23 protein-coding genes are annotated in these 19,758 nt (G+C 40.0%); 8 read left to right on the forward strand and 15 right to left on the reverse strand.

What is annotated here, in order from left to right; translation table 11 throughout:
• Positions 1 to 430: 430 nt before the first annotated feature.
• The 4 genes from E0H80_RS13780 to ftsY form a co-directional block, all read right to left on the reverse strand.
• Positions 431 to 1,108, reverse strand: a complete 678-nt coding sequence (locus E0H80_RS13780; protein WP_131366716.1) for a DUF2057 family protein — start codon at positions 1,106 to 1,108, stop codon at positions 431 to 433.
• Between the two features lie 210 nt (positions 1,109 to 1,318).
• On the reverse strand, positions 1,319 to 1,912 hold the full coding sequence (locus E0H80_RS13785) for a nitroreductase family protein (RefSeq protein WP_131366717.1): 594 nt from the start codon (positions 1,910 to 1,912) through the stop codon (positions 1,319 to 1,321).
• Positions 1,913 to 2,108: 196 nt separating this feature from the next.
• Positions 2,109 to 2,795 (reverse strand): nitroreductase family protein, encoded by a 687-nt coding sequence (locus tag E0H80_RS13790; protein WP_131366718.1) that lies wholly within the window; start codon positions 2,793 to 2,795, stop codon positions 2,109 to 2,111.
• Between the two features lie 171 nt (positions 2,796 to 2,966).
• Positions 2,967 to 4,070 carry a signal recognition particle-docking protein FtsY gene (gene ftsY / locus E0H80_RS13795; RefSeq protein WP_131366720.1) on the reverse strand — a complete coding sequence of 368 codons (1,104 nt, stop codon included), beginning with the start codon at positions 4,068 to 4,070 and terminating at the stop codon, positions 2,967 to 2,969.
• Between the two features lie 232 nt (positions 4,071 to 4,302).
• On the opposite strand from ftsY, the gene E0H80_RS13800 reads away from it, so the two are divergent.
• Complete coding sequence (locus E0H80_RS13800) at positions 4,303 to 5,634, forward strand: M16 family metallopeptidase (RefSeq protein WP_228260000.1); 1,332 nt, start codon at positions 4,303 to 4,305, stop codon at positions 5,632 to 5,634.
• A 47-nt stretch (positions 5,635 to 5,681) separates the two neighbouring features.
• Positions 5,682 to 7,235 (forward strand): M16 family metallopeptidase, encoded by a 1,554-nt coding sequence (locus E0H80_RS13805; protein WP_416224600.1) that lies wholly within the window; start codon positions 5,682 to 5,684, stop codon positions 7,233 to 7,235.
• Here the strand turns inward: E0H80_RS13805 and E0H80_RS13810 are convergent.
• Both E0H80_RS13810 and E0H80_RS13815 read right to left on the reverse strand, forming a co-directional pair.
• Positions 7,162 to 7,482: a hypothetical protein gene (locus E0H80_RS13810; protein WP_131366726.1), complete on the reverse strand. Its 321-nt coding sequence runs from the start codon at positions 7,480 to 7,482 to the stop codon at positions 7,162 to 7,164. The two genes, E0H80_RS13805 and E0H80_RS13810, sit on opposite strands and share 74 nt — an antisense overlap.
• Positions 7,483 to 7,588: 106 nt before the next feature.
• Positions 7,589 to 7,948, reverse strand: a complete 360-nt coding sequence (locus E0H80_RS13815; RefSeq protein ID WP_067865880.1) for a hypothetical protein — start codon at positions 7,946 to 7,948, stop codon at positions 7,589 to 7,591.
• 225 nt (positions 7,949 to 8,173) lie between these two features.
• Here E0H80_RS13815 and E0H80_RS13820 point away from each other — a divergent pair, with 225 nt between their 5' ends.
• The 3 genes from E0H80_RS13820 (at position 8,174) to E0H80_RS13830 (ending at position 9,484) form a co-directional block, all read left to right on the forward strand.
• Positions 8,174 to 8,407 carry a hypothetical protein gene (locus tag E0H80_RS13820; protein WP_067865878.1) on the forward strand — a complete coding sequence of 78 codons (234 nt, stop codon included), beginning with the start codon at positions 8,174 to 8,176 and terminating at the stop codon, positions 8,405 to 8,407.
• A gap of 138 nt (positions 8,408 to 8,545) precedes the next feature.
• A complete protein-coding gene (locus E0H80_RS13825; RefSeq protein ID WP_131366728.1) occupies positions 8,546 to 8,920 on the forward strand; it encodes a DUF2750 domain-containing protein in 375 nt (124 codons plus the stop codon).
• Between the two features lie 132 nt (positions 8,921 to 9,052).
• Entirely contained in the window at positions 9,053 to 9,484 is a 432-nt protein-coding gene (locus tag E0H80_RS13830) for a CBS domain-containing protein (protein WP_131366730.1), read from the forward strand.
• 93 nt (positions 9,485 to 9,577) lie between these two features.
• Here the strand turns inward: E0H80_RS13830 and trpB are convergent, their stop codons facing one another.
• From trpB to E0H80_RS13875, 9 genes are all read right to left on the reverse strand, one after another.
• Positions 9,578 to 10,786: a tryptophan synthase subunit beta gene (trpB, locus tag E0H80_RS13835; protein ID WP_131366732.1), complete on the reverse strand. Its 1,209-nt coding sequence runs from the start codon at positions 10,784 to 10,786 to the stop codon at positions 9,578 to 9,580.
• Positions 10,787 to 10,831: 45 nt separating this feature from the next.
• Positions 10,832 to 12,019: a vWA domain-containing protein gene (locus tag E0H80_RS13840; RefSeq protein ID WP_131366734.1), complete on the reverse strand. Its 1,188-nt coding sequence runs from the start codon at positions 12,017 to 12,019 to the stop codon at positions 10,832 to 10,834.
• A 13-nt stretch (positions 12,020 to 12,032) separates the two neighbouring features.
• Entirely contained in the window at positions 12,033 to 12,884 is an 852-nt protein-coding gene (locus E0H80_RS13845; RefSeq protein ID WP_131366736.1) for an AAA family ATPase, read from the reverse strand.
• 21 nt (positions 12,885 to 12,905) lie between these two features.
• The gene (locus E0H80_RS13850; protein WP_067865861.1) at positions 12,906 to 13,289 is read right to left on the reverse strand and encodes a hypothetical protein; all 384 of its coding nucleotides are present in this window, start codon (positions 13,287 to 13,289) and stop codon (positions 12,906 to 12,908) included.
• Positions 13,290 to 13,310: 21 nt separating this feature from the next.
• The gene (locus tag E0H80_RS13855; protein WP_131366871.1) at positions 13,311 to 13,619 is read right to left on the reverse strand and encodes a YcgL domain-containing protein; all 309 of its coding nucleotides are present in this window, start codon (positions 13,617 to 13,619) and stop codon (positions 13,311 to 13,313) included.
• A gap of 128 nt (positions 13,620 to 13,747) precedes the next feature.
• Entirely contained in the window at positions 13,748 to 14,890 is a 1,143-nt protein-coding gene (locus E0H80_RS13860; RefSeq protein ID WP_131366738.1) for a ribonuclease D, read from the reverse strand.
• Positions 14,891 to 15,115: 225 nt separating this feature from the next.
• Positions 15,116 to 15,712, reverse strand: coding sequence for a recombination mediator RecR (gene recR / locus E0H80_RS13865; protein WP_067865852.1), 597 nt, complete (start codon positions 15,710 to 15,712; stop codon positions 15,116 to 15,118).
• Between the two features lie 12 nt (positions 15,713 to 15,724).
• Complete coding sequence (locus E0H80_RS13870) at positions 15,725 to 16,054, reverse strand: YbaB/EbfC family nucleoid-associated protein (RefSeq protein ID WP_067865849.1); 330 nt, start codon at positions 16,052 to 16,054, stop codon at positions 15,725 to 15,727.
• 42 nt (positions 16,055 to 16,096) lie between these two features.
• Positions 16,097 to 17,284, reverse strand: coding sequence for an O-succinylhomoserine sulfhydrylase (locus E0H80_RS13875; RefSeq protein WP_131366741.1), 1,188 nt, complete (start codon positions 17,282 to 17,284; stop codon positions 16,097 to 16,099).
• A gap of 138 nt (positions 17,285 to 17,422) precedes the next feature.
• Between E0H80_RS13875 and E0H80_RS13880 the strand changes: the two genes are divergently transcribed.
• From E0H80_RS13880 to E0H80_RS13890, 3 genes are all read left to right on the forward strand, one after another.
• The gene (locus E0H80_RS13880) at positions 17,423 to 18,514 is read left to right on the forward strand and encodes an alpha/beta fold hydrolase (RefSeq protein WP_131366873.1); all 1,092 of its coding nucleotides are present in this window, start codon (positions 17,423 to 17,425) and stop codon (positions 18,512 to 18,514) included.
• 10 nt (positions 18,515 to 18,524) lie between these two features.
• Positions 18,525 to 19,397 (forward strand): NAD(P)-dependent oxidoreductase, encoded by an 873-nt coding sequence (locus E0H80_RS13885; protein WP_131366743.1) that lies wholly within the window; start codon positions 18,525 to 18,527, stop codon positions 19,395 to 19,397.
• Positions 19,398 to 19,478: 81 nt separating this feature from the next.
• A complete protein-coding gene (locus E0H80_RS13890) occupies positions 19,479 to 19,748 on the forward strand; it encodes a YARHG domain-containing protein (RefSeq protein ID WP_131366745.1) in 270 nt (89 codons plus the stop codon).
• The last annotated feature ends 10 nt before the right edge of the window (positions 19,749 to 19,758 follow it).

Here is a 19,758-nt window from a genome sequence, read left to right on the forward strand (position 1 = left end):
CTCAAATAAACTTCGAGTCATTTCTACCATCAATCAATGAAAATAATTTCGATCGATCAACCAGTAAAAATCCACACAAGTTGTTCTTCATAAGTTCTTAATGATCTATCTCGCTCTTCGTCAGAGACAAGAAACAACAAGATAATCTCAACAACTCAGCGCTTCGCGCTTCGTTCGTCTCAACATATCTCGTTGGTATGCGGCGTATTCTATACAGTTTCACCATCCGCACAACCCCCTATCTATCAAAATACCTGAAAAATGGAACCGACTGTTCGTTTTTTAAACCAAAATGCTATTTTTCTCACTTTTTAAGTCTTTTCATACTTTTTTCTTATGTATAAATACAAATCCGACATCACCATCACCTCTATAAAAAACAAAAAACCAACTAAAGCCAGTTTTTTCTTTCAATGAATAAATCCATGAATTAGTTAGCTTGTTCAGTTAACCATGACATAAATTTTTGACGTTCGACCTTATTCGCACCCTTCCAAAGCTGAATCAGTTGCTGATCTGCTGTATTGGTAGAATAAATTGATACGCTCGAATTTAAGCTCGCTGGTGAAGCAACCCCTGAAATAACTGCTGCCTGTGTATAAACGGGTGCTGGCTGATTAGCTGGTGTAGATTTCTTTTGGGTTAAGTCTGTAGCTTTTGCAAAGACACCTTGTCCCAACCAAGGTTTTTGTTCTGTGTTTGCACCCGTTTGTTGCACCAGTAGTTGTTTATTTTTATCCACCAAAGCAATGATAGGTTGTTCAGCATATTTTTTTGCAGCTTCAAAACTTGCGGGTGCATTGACTAAATCTAATCGGTAATTTTCACCATCTTTTAGCGAGGGGGTTTTTAGCGTTACTACACCAGACTTAACAATGTCGTGCTCACCATTCAGATGTTCAAAATATTGGGTGTAACGCACACTAATACTACTTTCACCTGCATCGACTTTATATTGGTTATTTGCCGAACGAAACAATCCTGTATTAACTTCCTGATCATTTACCGCAACAATTTTGATTTCTTCAGGGGCTGTAATCGTGACTGCTGAAAATGCAACACCACTAATCATGAATGCAGCTGCTGCAAAAGTTAATCTTAAAGCCATTCTGCTTTCTCTTCTTTGATTGTTAAAATTGAGTTGCACTATGCAATGTATAAATGACGATTTTATGACAAACACATTTTCAATACACCAGCATTTTCAAGAGTTTGTTGAGATAAACTTTGCAACTTCGTAGATATAAATATTAAATTTTTTCGAGCCATAAAAAAGAGCGTTAAATAACGCTCTGCATAATTTTAAATTAACCACAATTTAGTCAAATTTCTTAAACCGCTCTTTATCATCCATAAATGTTTTTTCTCCCGCAGAGGCTTCAATTGAACCAAATACCAATTGAGCACGTAATTTCCAGTTTTTAGGAATATCAAAAGTCTTTGCAACTTCCTCATCAATTACCGGATGATAGTGCTGTAATGAAGCACCTATATGGTGTTCTGCCAATGCTGTCCATACCGCAAACTGGGCAATAGCCGTGGAATGTTCTGACCATGCGGGGAAATGATCAGCATATAAAGCAAATTGTTCTTGCAAAGACTTTACAACATCTTGATCTTCAAAAAATAAAACGGTGCCATAACCTGCTGCAAAACTATTAATTTTTGTATCGGTCTTTTCAAAAGCATCTACTGGCACCATTTTACGGAGTGTTTCACGCACAATATTCCAAAATTTGCTATGTGATCCACCGTATAGAGTAACAATACGTGATGTCTGCGAATTAAAAGCAGATGGACTATTGCGTACCGCATCTTTAATAATTTCTTCGATTTTATCTTGTGCCAAGGGAACATTTTTACCAATTGAGTAAATGCTACGGCGTTGTTTAATTTGCTCTAGAAATGACATGATTTAATTCCCTCTGATTTTTGTTAAACATTATTAGGATGGATTAATCTTAGTTTAATTCTAGTATGAGTACATGACTAAAAAGTGACATTGTGTTTTATTTATAGAACAATTTTATGAAATATTTGGAATTTCATGCTGACTTTAAAAATATAAAAGCACCGCTATTAGGTGCTTTTTTTGTACATAGTATCGATTAGACTAATATTCTAAATCGATCAGCTTCCTGCAAATCTATTTTGGGCTCGGCGTCTTGCTCAATTGACCCAAACACCAGTTGTGCTCGAAGCAACCACGATGCGTCTATATTAAAATAGTCTGTAACTGCTAAATCTATACTCGGATTATAGTGTTGCAGGCAAGCTCCGATCCCCGAATCAGCCAAGGCCGTCCATACTGCATATTGTGCCATGCCTGAAGTCTGTTCTGACCAGACTGGAAAATCACCCGCATTAAAAGGGATTTTCTTTTTTAATCGCTGAATGGTTTGCTGATCCTCATAAAAAAGAACCGTACCAAAACCTGCGGCACACTGATCAATCTTCATTTCTGTACCGGCAAAAACATGCGCTGCAACCAATTTGCGTTGTACTTCTTTGACAATGTCCCAAAATTTTTCATGAGAATCACCAAATAACACCACAATACGTGAACTTTGTGAATTCAAGGCAGATGGACAACTTCGTACCGCTTCCTGAATGAGTTCTGCCAAATAAGCTTGACTATAATGAACCTTTTTCCCGAGCACATAGATGCTACGACGTTTCTTCAAATGATCAACAAAAGTTAATTGGTGTATTTCTTCAGCAGCTCTTTTCTTAAGCTTAAAATCTTTGGTAATATCTGCCGTCAGGACATGACCAATTTTTTCTAACAATGCCACAGCAGTACTCCCCAATACAAATGCCCAAGCTTTTAATCTCCTTTTATTCTAATCGTTTCCACAGGACTCCTTTAAATAAGTTATTTTTATGTGTTGTTTTTTAAATCAAACAATTAGCCTAAAAACAACAAACTCCGCACTTGGCGGAGTTTATGTGAAATATCAAGCATTTTACTTTTCAGTTTCAAATAATGCTGCAACAAAAGATTTGGCCGAGAACGGACGTAAATCGTCGATTTTTTCACCCACCCCAATAAAACGAATGGGTACATGGGAACGGCTGGCAATATTAAACAGCACGCCACCCTTGGCCGTACCATCAAGCTTGGTAATGGTAAGTCCGGTTAGACCAACGGCTTCATCAAACATTTCGACTTGATTAATGGCATTTTGACCTGTACCCGCGTCCACCACCAACATAATTTCATGCGGTGCAGTGGCATCAATTTTTTGCATCACGCGCTTAACTTTGGTGAGTTCTTGCATCAAGTGGCTTTTATTATGTAAACGTCCCGCAGTATCTGCAATAAGAACATCCACACCTTTGGCACGCGCACTTTCAAAGGCATCAAAAATTACCGAGGCAGAATCTGCCCCATGACCTTGTGATACTACTGCAATATTATTACGATCACCCCAAATTTGAAGCTGTTCTGTTGCTGCAGCACGGAAGGTATCGCCTGCTGCCAACATCACTTTCTTGCCTTCACCTTGCAAGCGTTTTGCCAGTTTACCAATGGTTGTGGTTTTACCAACACCGTTGACGCCTACTACCAAAATAACGAACGGCGCTTTATTTGGGTCAATGTGTAAAGGTTTGACACGTGGAGCAAGGATCGCCACCAACTCTTCTTGCAAAGCTTTATACAAGGAATGCGAATAGATCAAATCACCACGTGTGGTACGCTCGGTTAAATTGGCAATAATGGTTTTCGTTGCCTCAACACCAATATCTGCAACCAGTAATTGCTCTTCCACTTCCTCTAATAATTCATCATCGATTTCTTTACCACCGATCAGAATATTTACCATGCCATCAGCAAGATTTTTACGGGTTTTGCTTAAGCCGACTTTCATGCGGCTAAAAAAACCGCTCCTTGATGCTTCATCTTGCTCAGTTTCTGTGGCTACAGGCGCAGAAACATTTGCTTGTTCTTGTTTTGGAGTTTCAACAATAGGTACATTTACCGCAGGTAAATTCGGTAAAGTGACATCGTCATCTCCGATATCAGCATCAATCAAAAATTTATTTTGCCCATTAGATTGCTGTTGCATGCCGAATCCTTGAAAAGCATTGCGTTGAAAAACAAGGATTCTAGCATAAATTTCCTTTGCAATCCCCAGTAGACGTACAACACACCAAAAACGAACAACTCCGCCTTGCTTTCAAACAGGAATTTCTTAAAAATAGTCATAAATACAATTAATCACTTTGGTAAATATTGTGCCCAAAAGTTACTTCTCACTGTTTCCAAAGCGGTCTTTTTTAAAAAAATACATTTTAGCCATGTGCTTTACCTTACTCTCAGTGCAAAGCGGATGGGTTCATGCAGAGACCCGCAGTGAATTAGCGCGTACTACCTTTGAAACCACGCTTAAAAATGGCTTAAAAGTGATTATTCGTGAAGACCATCGCTCGCCTATGGTGATGACTCAAATTTGGTATGGTGTGGGAAGCAGTGATGAATCAGGTAATTTTTTGGGAATTTCCCATGTTCTAGAACACATGATGTTTAAAGGAACCAATAAAGTTCCGAATGACGAGTTTACCCGCTTAAGTCGGATTTATGGTGGAAGCGTAAATGCCTCAACCTTTACCAATTACACCAACTACTATCAGCTTTACCCGAAAACCTATTTACCAATGTCTTTAGAGCTTGAAGCGGATCGCATGAGCAACCTGCTGTTACGGCAGCAAGATTACGATCCGGAAATCAAAGTAGTCATGGAAGAACGGCGCTTACGTACCGATGACAATCCCAGATCTCTGGCTTTCGAACGATTCAAATGGATTACCTATCCAACCAGCCATTACCGACAACCTGTCATTGGCTACATGAAAAATCTGCAAAATATTCAGCTTGAAGATGTCAAAAAATGGTATCGAGACTGGTATACCCCCAATAATGCCATATTGATTATTGTCGGTGATGTTGATTCTGAAAGTACTTTATTACAAGTCCAAAAATATTTTGCTGACATTCCAGCCAGAAAAACACCACCCAGAAATGACGTATTGGAGTTTGATCGGGTTGGTTATCGCCATATGGAACTCAACTTACCGGTACAAGTACCGAATTTATATATGGCATGGAATGTCCGCTCACTGGTGACCGCAAAGAATCCGCAAGATGCTTATGCACTCACTATTATTAAAAATGTATTAGATAGCGGTATTTCCTCACGACTCCAAGAACGACTGATCCGCAACAAGAAAATTTTGACCGCAATCAGTGTTTCGTATGACCCCTATAGTCGTGGAGACAGCTTACTCAGTATTTCCGCATTACCTGTCGACGGTGTGAGTTTACAAGAGGCTGAAAAAGCCATTCAAAGTGAAATTGATTTATTAAAGACTGAACTGATTAAACCCGAAGAGGTTGAACGTGTGACGGCTAAATTCGTGGCTAATTTAGTCTATAGCCAAGACGATATTGCGGGACAAACCAAAATGATTGGTAACTTGGAAATCAATGGTTTAAGTTTTCGCTTAATGGATGAACTGCCTAAACATTTTGAAACCGTAAGCCCTCAAGATATTCAGCGCGTGGCGAATATGTATTTTACCCGTGACAATCTCAGCACTTTATATCTTTCTCCCGAAAATAAAGCACAATAACGGAATTTTAAATGTTGAAGCTACGCCCTATCGTTTTACTCAGTTCAATGATCTGCGCTCAATATACAATTGCAGATGTAGATGTAGATTTAAATAACATAACTGATGACAATCCAACCCATTTAACCTCAATCCCGCTTCTACAAAGTTTAAAAATTGATAACAAACAACTTCAATTTAATGCCCCCTATGTTCATGAACTGAAAAATCGCTATAAAGTCCGCAGCCTATTTGTAGAATCAAAAGATTTGCCCATGGTTGATATCCAACTGACATTTAATGCAGGTGCAGCACGGGATGAAGAGATCGCTGCAGGTTTGTATGGGGTTGCCAATATGGCAGCAAAGCTGATTGATGAAGGTACAGAAAAATATAATGCCAACGAAATTGCCAGTGCTTTTGAAAGAGTGGGTGCTCAATTTAGTGCCCAGGCTTATCGGGATATGTTCGTTGTAAAATTAAGAGTGCTATCGGATCCGAAAAAATTTGAGCCGGCATTAGGCATGATGATGGAAGTTTTAAATCATTCCACTTTTAAAAAATCGAGTATTAATTTGGTGTTAAGCAATACCCAAGTCGGTCAAAAGCAGATTCAGGAAAGTCCGAGCCGGATGATGAATGTTCAGTTTTATCGTGCTTTGTATGGGAAGCATCCTTACGCAGAACCGATTACCGGAACACAACGCAGCATCAGTAAAATCACCCCAGTACAATTAAAACAATTTAGTGATCAATTTCTGGTGGCTCAAAATCTGAATATTGCCATTACCGGTCAACTTACTCCTAAAGAAGCACTACAGCTTTCTGAACGTATTGCAGGTAATTTAAAACAGGGGCAAAAAGCCAAGCCGCTGGCTCAGCCACTCGACAAATCAAGTTTTGATATTCGTCACCTTACTTTTAATTCTAGCCAAGCACATGTAACTATGGGGCATTTGGGCACCACACGTTTTGATCCAGACCGTTTAGCTTTAGAAGTTGCCAATCAAATGTTTGGTGGTAGTGGCTTCAATTCTGTATTGATGAAAGAGCTACGGGTTAAACGTGGATACACTTATGGAGCTTATAGCTCCTTTTCATTTAGCCAAGTTCCGGGTACTTTTAGTTTCAGTTATTCAACCCGACAAGACCAACTGCTCGACAGCATACAAGTTGCTCATCAGGCTTTAGTCAATTTTGTAAAATATCCGATTGATCAAAAACAGCTGGAAGAAACCAAAGCAGGCATGTTACGAGCTTTTCCAAATAATTATAGTAGCAATGCCAATATTAATGCCCAGTTAGGCTCAATAGGTTTTTATAATCAGGCATCTAGTTATCTAAATGATTATCCAAAATTATTAGAGAAAATGACCGCCCAAGATATCCAAGATGCAATCCGCAAGCATCTGCATCCCGAACGCTTGACCATCATTGTAGTCAATGAAAAACTCGATAAACCAGCCTTAGAAGCCGCCCTTAATCAAAATCTACTTCCAGATGCACCTAAGCTTTCAGCACCTTCCATCGAACAGATTCCTAACACAATTATTGCTCCAGCTGCAAAGGGGGTAATTGATGCGCCCGTGTCATTTCCAACTGATGCGCCTGCATCAATTTAAAGTATTGAGCATAAGGGACCTGGGGCTGCTGCATCAGGTGCAACGCCATTTCTTGGGTATCAGGATAATTGGCTTGGGAGGAAAGTTTCACAATATTTTCAAATTGTGAAACTGAAATTGGTCGATGCAGGGCAATAAAAGCCAGCGTTAATATAATGGCGATAATAGTAACAATGAGCACGTTATAAACATTTTCCAGCTTTATTTCAGATTTTAATTGAATAATTTTTTGTATAGCAATATGCATAACCTACCTCGAACTTCAGGTAGTGTATGGCGCAGTAAAAATAAGTACAAGCAGATTTGCTCAATTCCCAAGCACTTGTGGCAGAAATTGAGCAATCATCAATTGTTTATCCTATTACGTTTCTAATCACGGCAAAGTAAAGTACCAACGCAATAATCCCTAAAACAAGTGCAATAGCAAAAACCCCAACCCCTCTTTCCGAATCTGCTGGATGCAGTTCATCATCATCCGCAATGCGTATTAACTCACCATTATAAACGTCATAAAACTGTTCACGTTGTTGGGGATCCAACTGACGGGTAAAATCATAAACTCTTTTGCGCTGAGCTAAACAAAAGTCACCTAAGTGAATTTCTTGATGAAAAACGGCTTCATCTAAATTTTTGCGATGCTGATGTGCCAGCTCAACAATTTGATCGGCTGTAGGAGGCAAATCAAAATTCATACCATCTAATGTTTTTGTCATGTTATTCTCCTTATATTTACGAACTTCCGTATATCCATATTAATAAAAAATCATTTTGCGCATTGTTTAATCATGTAAACTTGAATTTATAACAACGACCCACATATATTGTTTGACAATTTAAGTTGAATGTAATATTACTTTAACAAAAGCTGGTTAAAGTAATATCAAGACAAACTTAAAAGTCTTAATCTTAGCAATCATAATTACAATAAGGAGTTTAATATGATTCAACAACTCTCTCATCAAGACTTAGAACATGCATATGCAGATGCAGTAAATACGATTCAATCACAAATGAATTTTGCAGACGCAGTTCAAAAATTGGAAGATGTCGCTCGTGCTGGGCATGGTAAAGCTGCATTATTTCTAGCAGAACTTTATTATCAAGGTTTCCGTGTAGAACGAGACTCGTTAAAAGCCCAATATTGGCAAAATTTAGCCACCATGCAAGCTTAATAAAACGTCACTAAGGTGGCGTTTTTTAATGCCTATTATTTTTAAATATATATTTTCTTACATTGTTTCTCAAAGCTTACACAGAACTTTCATTTAAATTTCCTACAATAGCGTCTTAAGTCACTTGATGCTTTTGGTATGAATCAAATTAAATCTTTACACCTTATTCCTAAAGACTTGTTCTTTAAAATTACACTTTTAAAGTCAATGATGTATTGCGGTGTACTTTGGGGTTTATATCACCAACAAGGCTGGGCAATGATGTCTGACCATGAAGACTATATATTTCCTTTTTGGCTTAACAATGTTCAAGCGCATAAATACGCTGAATTACATTGGCCCGACTATACACCGCGTAAAATTACACCTCAGGATTTTCAAGAATCATTGCTGCCGACATTAACGCGCTTAAAAGTCACCCCTGCTTTATGTAATTCTTCCAGTCGAAAATTTAAATTAACCACTCAACAAATGCGTCATTTGTTTTTTTCTGAATCTTTGCAACCTGCTTAAACAGTTGTGCAAAGAGTTAAAGCAAAAAACATAGAGATGTAAAATTTTATTTATGAACTGAAAAGTATTTGCATTTTTCTGATTTCGCGCTAAGTTTAATGTCAAATAACAAACAATAAAGGATGACAGTAAATGACCAATGTAGCACAAGTTATTCAGGACAAAATGGAACAAACCATCTTTACGATCAGTCCAGAAGCAACGGTATTTGAAGCAATTTCACTTATGGCAGAAAAAGGCATTGGGGCGGTTGTGGTCACTGACCAAGATAAGGTGGTCGGCATTCTTTCTGAGCGTGATTACACACGCAAGGTTATGTTGATGGAACGTACCTCTAAAGAAACTGCGGTCAGTGAAATTATGACTGCAAAAGTATTAACAGTGACCAAATCAACCAGTGTGGAAGCTTGCTTAGATCTTATGACAGACCGCCATTTGCGTCATCTTCCTGTGGTTGAAAATGACAAACTGATCGGCTTGATTTCAATTGGTGACCTGGTTAAAGCCGTCATGGATGATCAGCGCAAACTCATTGATCAGTTACAACAATATATTGCCAGTTAAGCTTTTCATTAAAGAAAGCGAATAAAAAACCTCTCATATTGAGAGGTTTTTTTAATCCATCTAAATCCCCCTTTTATCAAGGGAAATTTATCTTTAGTTCAACCCTAATTTTTCCGCAACATAATCAGCGTCTTTATCACCACGACCAGACAAGTTCACCACGATTTTTACATCTTTCGCCATTTTCGGTGATTCACGGATCGCCCATGCCACTGCATGTGAGCTTTCTAACGCAGGAACAATACCTTCTACACGCGACAAGGTCATAAATGCATCCAAGCATTCCTGATCTGTTGCCGTTGAATATTCCACACGACCCAAATCTTTCAAGAAGCTGTGCTGTGGACCTACACCCGGATAATCCAGACCCGACGCAATTGAATGTACCGGCAATGGCTCACCTTGCTCATCTTCAAGCACATAACAAGCCATCCCATGCAGTTGACTCGGTTTACCCAAAGTCAAGGTTGCTGAATGCATATCGGTATCCAGACCATGTCCTGCAGGTTCAACTCCTACAAGTTTTACATCAGATTCATTTAAGAAGGCTGTAAAAGCACCTATCGCATTTGAGCCACCACCGACACAGGCCACGATATAATCCGGATGTGAACCAAAACGATCTTGGGTTTGAACTTTAATTTCATCGCCAATAATGGACTGAAAGTCACGTACCATTTTCGGGAATGGATGGGGTCCGACGACTGAACCAATGGCATAGATAAAGTTTTTTGGATCTTTTAGATATTCATCAAATGCGCTGTCTACTGCATCTTTTAAGGTTGCAGTGCCGCGTGTGACTGAAATCAGGGTTGCACCCAAAATTTTCATTTTCACGACATTGGGATGTTCTTTTTCAATATCGACTTGGCCCATGTGAATTTCACAGGGAATACCGACCAAAGCACATGCTGTTGCGAGTGCCACACCATGCTGCCCTGCACCGGTTTCTGCAATGACTTTAGTTTTACCCATATATTTGGCAAGTAAAGCCTCGCCAAGGCAATGGTTAATTTTGTGCGCGCCCGTATGGTTTAAATCTTCACGTTTCAAGTAGATTTGTGCACCACCCAATTGATCCGACAAACGCTTGGCATGAAACAATGGACTTGGACGACCGACATAATTGGTAAATAAATCTGCCAGTTCATTTTGAAATTCTGCAGTATGGCGAATTTCTTCATACGCCACATTAATTTCATCCATCGCTTCTTTTAAATGAGGTGGAATAAACTGACCACCGTATTGTCCAAAGAAACCTTGTTCATTTGGCAATGGAATACCATTAATTTGATGAGTCATTTTCCAATTCCTTTATTTGAAAGCAACGCGTTAAGTTTTATTATGCTAGCGAGCTAAATATTTCGTCATATCTTCCACACCTTTCAAGGTCATTGGATACATATGATCTTCAAAAATCTGCTTAATTTGACCAATAGTATGCGTGTAATGCCAATACCGGTCTTCTTCAGGATTGAGCCATGCGGTCTTTTCAAAATGCTGACGTAAACGCTGCAACCACACATTGCCCGCTTCATCATTCATATATTCAACCGAACCACCGGCCGAGCTTAGCTCATAAGGTGCCATACTGGCATCGCCCACCACAATCACACGATAGTCCCGGCCATAGGTATTGAATAAATCCCAAGTATTCATGCGCGTGTTAGAGCGACGGATATTGTCCTTCCACACATAATCGTACAAACAGTTATGGAAATAAAAATACTCTAAAGTTTTAAATTCGGTTTTTGCAGCACTGAATAGTTTTTCACATTGCGCGATGTGTGAATCCATCGATCCGCCGACATCAAACAACATCAGCACTTTAATACGGTTACGACGTTCTGGCACAAGTTGCACATCTAAAATGCCCTGCTTGGCCGTTTCACGAATGGTGCTATTGATATCCAGTTCTTCAGCAGCACCTTGACGGGCAAATTTACGTAAACGGCGGAGTGCCATTTGCATCTGGCGTGTACCTAAAATCTGTTCGTCATCGAGATTTTGGTATTTACGCTGTTCCCAGACTTTGACCGCCGAGCGTTTACGCCCAGGCCCACCAATGCGCACACCTTCAGGATGATCGCCATACGCCCCGAAAGGCGATGTGCCACCCGTGCCGATCATTTTGTTGCCGCCCTGATGCTTCTTGTGCTGTTCACGCAGACGCTCTTCCAGCATCTTCATCAATTCTTCAAGGGAACCGGCTTTTTTAAGCTCTTCGCGCTGCTCTGGTGTCAGATGCTTTTCCAGCAACTCAAGATCAAACCAGTCTTTCGGCAATTTATGCACTTGATTGAGCAAATCATCCAAGTCAAACGTTGAGATACCATCAAAATAATCTTTCATGGCACGGTCAAACTTGTCAAAGAAACGTTCATCTTTAACCATGACAGTTTTTGCCAGTTGATAGAACTCGTCCTGATCTGCAAAAACCAGACCAGACGCAACCGCTTCATTCAGATCAATCAGTTCACGTGTTGAAACAGGTACGCCGTAACGTCGCAAAGTATAAAACAATCGCACAAACATGCGTGTTTCTCCCTTAACGACGTGACATAAAGGCTAAACGTTCAAGCAACTGGACATCTTGCTCGTTTTTAATCAACGCACCATAAAGTGGTGGAATCGCTTTGGATTTATCATGATTGCGCAGAACATCTTCAGGCATGTCATCGGCCATTAGCAGGCTTAACCAGTCAATCAGTTCAGAGGTCGACGGCGGTTTCTTTAATCCCGGAATTTGGCGCAGCTTAAAGAAAACTTGCAAAGCCTCGTTGACTAAGCTTGCTGATACTTGTGGGAAATGCACATCAATAATCTCGCGCATGGTCGCTTCATCAGGAAATTCAATATAATGGAAGAAACAACGGCGCAAGAATGCATCCGGTAATTCTTTCTCATTGTTTGAAGTAATGATCACAATCGGACGTTGGATCGCAGTGATGGTTTCCCCTGTTTCATAAACAAAGAACGACATTTTATCCAGTTCATGCAACAAGTCGTTTGGAAATTCGATGTCTGCTTTATCAATTTCATCAATCAATAACACACAGCGCTCTTCACGAGTGAATGCTTCCCACAATTTCCCAGGTTTAATATAGTTTTTAATATCATAAACACGATCATCGCCCAATTGGCTATCACGCAAGCGTGATACAGCATCGTATTCATATAAGCCTTGCTGTGCTTTGGTGGTTGACTTGATATGCCAGGTAATCAGTTCAAGTCCCAAACTTTCAGCGACTTGTTCTGCAAGTAAAGTTTTACCTGTACCCGGCTCGCCTTTAACCAAAAGCGGTTTTTGCAATGTGCGTGCCGCTTTGACAGCAAGTTTTAAACTATCAGTCGCAATGTACTGATCTGTACCAGAAAATTGTTGAGTATCCACAGACATAATTTAACCTTATTGTTTTACTTAAAGCGGTGAACTATTTTTATTGACTACAAATTTTGCTTTGTTGGCGGTGTATCTTGACCATAAATAGCCAACCACCAGACCAAGTCCCACAACAAATAAGATAAGGGAAGCATTTGACCAGACCAAAGCAGTTTCTTTGGTTAAAATGCCAAATAACAACCCAAAAATTGCCGGGGCGATGGACGCATTATTTCCTTCAGAAACCGTAGGCGTGAGTAAAATCGCAAACCCAATAATCCACGTGATTCCACCCAAAGGTTGAGGCAAGCGTTTTGCAATCGCATACCATGCCCAAAGAATAATCATACTTCCTAATACATAAACCGTGACAGCGATACTGTCTTCAGGAATTGAATCTAGGAGAGAAAGAAAACTATTCATCGTGCAACTCCTGAATCGATTTTAGGCACCGCGTAACCCTTCTGGGGCAGGTTGATTAGGATTAATTAAACCTTCTGGCGGCACTTGAATAAAGAAGCCTTTGGTTTTAATTGAATCAATCACATGCAATACATTTACACGTGCCAATTTACGGCTCTCAGAGATCTCTAAATCCATCACAAAAGTCGCACGACCAAATGCAATACGCATCGGTTCAGGCAAAACCTCAAGCGGACTTGCTGCTTCAGCTTCGTTTTCAGTTGGCTCAGGACGGGCAATGTAAATATACATTTCATCTTTTTTGCTGGATTTGAAAATTGAACAATGCATAGTGGAAACAGTACTCATAAAACTTGGCTTAAGCATACAGCAAAAAAAAGACCGATACATTAGTGATTATTAACGCATCAGTCTTGATTTTGTATAAACGATAATTCTTTAAGCAATCGGTTTAAAAATCACTCAACCACCTTCATTTGGGTGGACAGATATTGTTCATCCGCATGCAGAACATCAATTAGTGGTTTGGTTAACAGCTCATAGCGCCAACCCAAAAGATAGGCAGGCAAATCCTGTTCGTCATTATGAAAAACCACATGCTGATACAGGGCATTTAGCCATTTCTTACGCATCAATACTTCTTTCGGTACGGTAGTTTCTTCCACTATCGCCTGAATGACGTTATCGACTTTTTCACCAATATCCTTGGAGGAATGACGAATTGGTCGTGCCATACGAAGTGGCCATTCTGCCTGTTGGGGTAAGAAGTTCAATAAATCCAGAATGGTCTTACCATGATCACGCACGATATTTTGACGAATATCTTTAATGCTGGATAACTGGAAATGATTACGTGGATTTTTTTCCACCAAATCAATCATAGTTGAAGTTTTCAGAATAAAACTGCGTGGATAATTCAGCGCTTTCACCATCTGTTCACGCCACACTGCCAGTTGCTGTAACTGCATCAATTGACGGCGTGAATGTCGGTAATTTCCCACATCATGGTAAAGCAAATCCAATGGGGTTTCTTGCCCAATTTCATGAGTCAAATGACGGCAATCTTCAATTGCAAACTCAAGTAAATTTTTCTCGGTTAATTCATGCTGAATTTTATTGGATAAATTCATCAAATAAAGCACATCATTGGCAGCATACGTCAACTGTTCCGGACTAAGCGGACGTGCCAGCCAATCAGATCGTGTCTGATCTTTATCAATATCGACATCAAGTATTTGTTTCAACGCATTTTGATAACTAACTTGCAATCCATGTCCCAGAAAAGACAATCCCACTTGGGTATCAAAAACATTGCTTAGGCTTTTTTGCTGGGCATAGTGATAGATGAGATCGATATCTTCACTACAGGCATGAAAAATATTTTGCTGTGCTTGAAATAATTTTTGCCAAAATGCAGACAAATCCAGACTTGCCCCATCGAGCAAAAAGATTTGACCTGCAACATTAATCTGAAATAAACCTAATTTAGGCCATAAGGTGTCGACTTTAATAAATTCTGTGTCTAATCCATAAATGGAGGTCTGCCCCATCAAATGCAAAATATTATCTAAGTCTTTTTGTTGCTGAATGAAATGAAACATATTACCGAGTCTAAAATCAGATTCTCTTTAAAAGTATATTAACCGATATATAGCATTTAGATATAACAAAATTTATCTTTGTAGAATTTATTACTTTAATTTAAGCATTTCTTTTAAACGAAAATCATTTCTTATATGTTTTTTGTATAAGTTTATATTTCAATGAGCTAAAGGTTACTTAAGTCTGGGTTTACTCTTTAAATGATGAAATAAGCACCTAAGTACTTATTTCATACGCATACGATTATGAACGGCCTGACTTAAAGTATGACTATCGACATATTCAAGTTCTCCCCCTTGAGGAACACCTTGAGCAATTCGGGTCATTTGTACAGGCAAATGCTTGCTCGCTTCAACCAAGTAATGTGCAGTTGCCTGACCTTCTACAGTGGCATTGGTGGCGAGGATCACTTCAGAAACATTGCCTTGACTCAAGCGTTGTATCAGATATGGAATACCAATTTCTTCAGGGCCAATCCCATCCAGTGGCGATAAATGCCCACCCAGCACATGGTATTTACCACGAAAACTGCCACTTTGTTCAATCGCCATCACATCTGCAGGTGATTCCACCACACAGAGCAGCTGATCATCCCGTTCATGGGACAGGCAAATATCACACACTTCATTTTCAGTCAATGAATGACAAACGCTACATTCATGAATATAAGTAGTTGCTTCATTTAAAGCATGTGCCAAGCCCACTGCACCTTCCCGATTTTTCATGATCAGGTGTAATGCCATGCGCTGAGCCGATTTCGGCCCAACACTTGGCAAAATACGTAAAGCTTGCACCAGCTGATCAAATCGATCACTAAACACTCAACGTATTCCTTAGAATAAACCGGAAAGGCCTGGTGGCAAGCCCATACCGGAGTTAGCCGCTTTCATGCGTTCTTCAGAAACCGCTTCAGCTTGACGTGCAGCATCATTCATTGCAGCAGCAATCAAGTCTTCAATCATATCAGGATCGTCTTGAAGAAGTTCAGGACTGATTTCGATACGTTTTACCACGTTACGGCAAGTCATGGTGACTTTCACCAAACCACCGCCAGCCTCAGCATTCACTTCAGTCTGAGCAAGCTCTTCTTTGGCTTTTTTCATGTTGCTTTCAACATCTTTCTGCATGCGCTGGGCTTGCTGCATCAACATATTAATGTTCATAAAATTCTCCGAACAATTATTTTCTAAATCAGTGTTTATAAATTAGATTAAATCTAAACCACGACGAATGTCGCGAATAATATCATCAATATCTTCCAAACCCACAGATACTCGAATTAAACCTTCACGAATACCTGCCGCTTCTTTTGCTTCCGCTGAGAGTTTACCGTGAGTTGTGGTCGCTGGGTGAGTAATTGTCGATTTCGCATCCCCTAAATTACCGGTGATAGAAATAAATTGGGTATTGTCGATGACTTTCCAAGCCCCTTCACGACCACCTTTTACTTCAAACGAAACAATACCGCCAAAACCAGTTTGTTGTTTTGCTGCAAGTTCATGACCTACATGCGAAGTTAAACCAGCGTAATATACTTTTTCAACTTTTTCATGGTTGTTCAAGAATTCAGCCAGCTTTTGTGCACTTGCTGAATGTTCCCGCATACGTAAACGTAAAGTTTCCAGACCTTTCAAAAATATCCATGCATTGAATGGGCTCATTGATGGACCTGTTGTACGTACATAACCAAATACGTCTTCAAGCAGTTTGTGATTACCCACCACAGCACCGCCCAAAGCACGGCCTTGACCATCTAAGTATTTAGTTGCTGAGTAAACCACCAAGTCAGCACCCAATTTAATCGGTTGTTGCAACACGGGAGTACAGAAGCTGTTATCAATAGCCAGTAATGCACCATTGGCATGGGCAAGATCTGCCAAGGCTTGAACATCGGCAACTTCAGCAAGCGGATTGGAAGGTGATTCTACAAACAGTAACTTGGTTTCAGGCTTGATGGCATTTTTCCATGCCGCCAAATCTGTCAAGTCAACAAAATCGACAGTTACACCAAATTTGGCCACGTATTTTTCAAACAAGGATACGGTTGAACCAAACACTGCACGTGAACAGATGACATGATCGCCCAATTTTAAATAGGACATTGCCACAGCCATAATGGCTGCCATACCCGAACTGGTTGCCACAGCACGTTCAGCACCTTCCAGAGCAGCTAAACGTTTTTCGAACATCGCTACAGTCGGATTGGTAAAACGTGAATAAATATTTCCCGGTTCTTGACCCGAAAATTTCGCGGCTGCTTCTGCTGCATTTTCATAAACAAATGAAGATGTCAGAAAAATTGGCTCGCTGTGTTCACCTTCAAAACTGCGTGTATGACCTGTACGGATGGCTAAAGTATCTAATTGGTATTCAATGTCGTCTTGTTGGCTCATCTTTCCTACCCAGTCCTTAGACTGCCGTTGCTAATAATTGCCAACATTTTGAGCGCCTATGGTATTTAAGGTCAAGGTATAATGCACAAATATCGCCTACACTTCGATCAATCCCCTCATATGTTAGTACCTGCAGCAATGATTCAAGTTAAAAATAAAATTGCCAAACAGAAAAGCAAGCTTAAAAACCTGTCGACCAGTTTGTTTAATTCAAAGTCGCTGGTTTTATCGCAAACCACGCCTTATGAAGTCATTGCTGAATATAAACAAACTCGTGTGCGTTATTACGCTTCTCCAGACAAACAATATAAAGAACCGCTGGTCTTTATTGCACCTTTAGCCATCAACATGGCGATTTATGACTTGTACCCTTACCGCTCGCTGGTCAAACATTTTCAAAATAGTGGTTTTGATGTTTATTTAGTCGAATGGGGACAATACCACTATAAAGATCGCTTCCTCAATTTCATGTCATTTATTGATGATGCAATTCCACATTGTATTGAGCAAATTCGCCAACATTCAAACAGCGATGAAATTTCACTGCATGGCTGGAGTATGTCCGGTGTATTCGTCATGCTGTATTGCGCACTGCATAAACCGAATTACGTTAAGAATTTGATTGTACTGGGCAGTCCGGTAGACAGTTATGCCTCGGGCCGTACCGGCAAACTGTTTCAAAAGGTCAATCAACTGATTGCCAAAAATAGAGCTCTGCAAAACAAAATCTTTTCTGAATCTTTACCTAAATATCTGATCCATACTCCGGGATTGCTCAATGCCTTCGGGTTTAAAATTATAGACCCTATAGGATGGATTCAAAGTCAAAAGCAACTGCTGCTTAATCTGGATAACACGCAAATTTTGTATGAACACGCCACCATGGGACATTTCCTCAACCGCATGATTGATTATCCCGGTGGTATCAATCAGGACATGATTTTTAATGTCTGGCTACAAAATCCGCTCAAAAATGGCGTTATCCAATTGCAAGATAACAATATCGAATTAAAGAATATTGAGTGCGCTGTATTGGTGGGTGCGGGTCGTAGCGACCAAATCGTATCTGCCGAGGCGGTTAAGCCTTTAATTGAATTGACAAATAGTCAGGATGTCACGTTTACTCTTATTCCGGGTGGTCATTTAGGGTTGATGTCGAGTCAATCTAGTGCCAATGAATTCTGGCCATTTATGACCACATGGCTAAAACACAGATCAAGCAAAATATAAAGGACACATCATGATTCAGTCAGTTGCATTCATCGGCTTAGGGGCGATGGGTTACCGCATGGCGGCACATTTGCCTCAACATTTCGACACGGTCTATGTATGGAACCGTAATTTCGAAAAAGCTCAACAACATGCAACTGAGTTTGGTACGCAAGCAGTCGAACTGCAACAAGCGGTTCAAGCAGATATTATTTTCTCTTGCTTGCCGACCAGCAAAGAGGTCGAGGATCTGATTGCCAGTATCAAAATTAAATCTGGTGCTGTATGGGTGGATTGTACCAGTGGTGTTCCTGAATCGGCAAAAAAACTGGCAACACAATTAAAAGAACAAGATGTAGATTTCCTTGATGCACCAGTCAGTGGTCAAACCATTGGGGCTGAAAATGCGACCTTAACGGTGATGATTGGCGGAGAAGCGAGCGCTTTTGAAAAGGCGCTACCTGCAATTCAGGCCTTTGGCAAGCTTATTAAACATGTCGGTGGCCCGGGCGCAGGATTTGCAGTTAAAGCTGTAAACAATATGTTATTGGCTGTAAATCTTTGTTCAGTGGCCGAAGGTTTTACTGCCCTTAAAGCACATGGCGTCAACCTGAATGAAGCCTTAGATTGTATTAATGCTTCAAGTGGCAAAAGTGGTGTAACGGAAACTGTGTTGCCGCAGCGTATTTTAAATCGAAGTTTCCCTCTGACCTTTGCCCTGCCGTTATTGGCCAAAGATACCGGAATTGCTTTAGACCTGGTTCGTGAAGCCAGACTTTCTGCGCCAGTGATTGCGCTTACTCAAAGTTTAATTCAGGCTTCCAGTGATTTAGCAGAAAAAGACAGTGACTTTTCAAGCGCTGTAAAAATGTATGAATCATGGAGTAAAATCACCCTTGAGTAATAAATCGCCATTGAATAATGATAACGAAACCTAATATTGTGTTTATGTGTTATACACAATGTTCTTACAGAGGAAACTCTCATGACTAAGTTAAGTGTTGCAATCTTTGCCAGTGTTGCAACTTTTATTGGGGCAAGTGCTTTTGCAGCAACGCCAGAGCAAGAATGTCAAAAATTGAAGAATGACCATGATGTCATTTACGCATCTAAAGGTTTTTGCTTTAAAGACCCTGACGCCAAGGCGAAGTTTGGCAATGATAATTGCTATACAACTAAACCAAAATTTTCAGAAAAAGAGCAACAACGACTTGACGCCATCAAAGATCGTCAGAAAGAATTGAGCTGTAAATAATTACAGTTCA

The sequence above is a fragment of the Acinetobacter sp. ANC 4779 genome (assembly GCF_004331055.1).
In the GTDB taxonomy this organism is placed as follows: Bacteria; Pseudomonadota; Gammaproteobacteria; order Pseudomonadales; family Moraxellaceae; genus Acinetobacter.

Excerpts from the sequence above, each read along its gene's own strand:
- E0H80_RS13780 (WP_131366716.1), bottom strand. The coding sequence starts at position 1,108 with ATGGCTTTAAGATTAACTTTTGCAGCAGCTGCATTCATGATTAGTGGT.
- E0H80_RS13785 (WP_131366717.1), bottom strand. The coding sequence starts at position 1,912 with ATGTCATTTCTAGAGCAAATTAAACAACGCCGTAGCATTTACTCAATT.
- ftsY (WP_131366720.1), bottom strand. The coding sequence starts at position 4,070 with ATGCAACAGCAATCTAATGGGCAAAATAAATTTTTGATTGATGCTGAT.
- E0H80_RS13800 (WP_228260000.1), top strand. The coding sequence starts at position 4,303 with ATGTGCTTTACCTTACTCTCAGTGCAAAGCGGATGGGTTCATGCAGAG.
- E0H80_RS13805 (WP_416224600.1), top strand. The coding sequence starts at position 5,682 with ATGATCTGCGCTCAATATACAATTGCAGATGTAGATGTAGATTTAAAT.
- E0H80_RS13810 (WP_131366726.1), bottom strand. The coding sequence starts at position 7,482 with ATGCATATTGCTATACAAAAAATTATTCAATTAAAATCTGAAATAAAG.
- E0H80_RS13815 (WP_067865880.1), bottom strand. The coding sequence starts at position 7,948 with ATGACAAAAACATTAGATGGTATGAATTTTGATTTGCCTCCTACAGCC.
- E0H80_RS13820 (WP_067865878.1), top strand. The coding sequence starts at position 8,174 with ATGATTCAACAACTCTCTCATCAAGACTTAGAACATGCATATGCAGAT.
- E0H80_RS13825 (WP_131366728.1), top strand. The coding sequence starts at position 8,546 with ATGAATCAAATTAAATCTTTACACCTTATTCCTAAAGACTTGTTCTTT.
- E0H80_RS13830 (WP_131366730.1), top strand. The coding sequence starts at position 9,053 with ATGACCAATGTAGCACAAGTTATTCAGGACAAAATGGAACAAACCATC.
- trpB (WP_131366732.1), bottom strand. The coding sequence starts at position 10,786 with ATGACTCATCAAATTAATGGTATTCCATTGCCAAATGAACAAGGTTTC.
- E0H80_RS13840 (WP_131366734.1), bottom strand. The coding sequence starts at position 12,019 with ATGTTTGTGCGATTGTTTTATACTTTGCGACGTTACGGCGTACCTGTT.
- E0H80_RS13845 (WP_131366736.1), bottom strand. The coding sequence starts at position 12,884 with ATGTCTGTGGATACTCAACAATTTTCTGGTACAGATCAGTACATTGCG.
- E0H80_RS13850 (WP_067865861.1), bottom strand. The coding sequence starts at position 13,289 with ATGAATAGTTTTCTTTCTCTCCTAGATTCAATTCCTGAAGACAGTATC.
- E0H80_RS13855 (WP_131366871.1), bottom strand. The coding sequence starts at position 13,619 with ATGCATTGTTCAATTTTCAAATCCAGCAAAAAAGATGAAATGTATATT.
- E0H80_RS13860 (WP_131366738.1), bottom strand. The coding sequence starts at position 14,890 with ATGTTTCATTTCATTCAGCAACAAAAAGACTTAGATAATATTTTGCAT.
- E0H80_RS13870 (WP_067865849.1), bottom strand. The coding sequence starts at position 16,054 with ATGAACATTAATATGTTGATGCAGCAAGCCCAGCGCATGCAGAAAGAT.
- E0H80_RS13875 (WP_131366741.1), bottom strand. The coding sequence starts at position 17,284 with ATGAGCCAACAAGACGACATTGAATACCAATTAGATACTTTAGCCATC.
- E0H80_RS13880 (WP_131366873.1), top strand. The coding sequence starts at position 17,423 with ATGATTCAAGTTAAAAATAAAATTGCCAAACAGAAAAGCAAGCTTAAA.
- E0H80_RS13885 (WP_131366743.1), top strand. The coding sequence starts at position 18,525 with ATGATTCAGTCAGTTGCATTCATCGGCTTAGGGGCGATGGGTTACCGC.
- E0H80_RS13890 (WP_131366745.1), top strand. The coding sequence starts at position 19,479 with ATGACTAAGTTAAGTGTTGCAATCTTTGCCAGTGTTGCAACTTTTATT.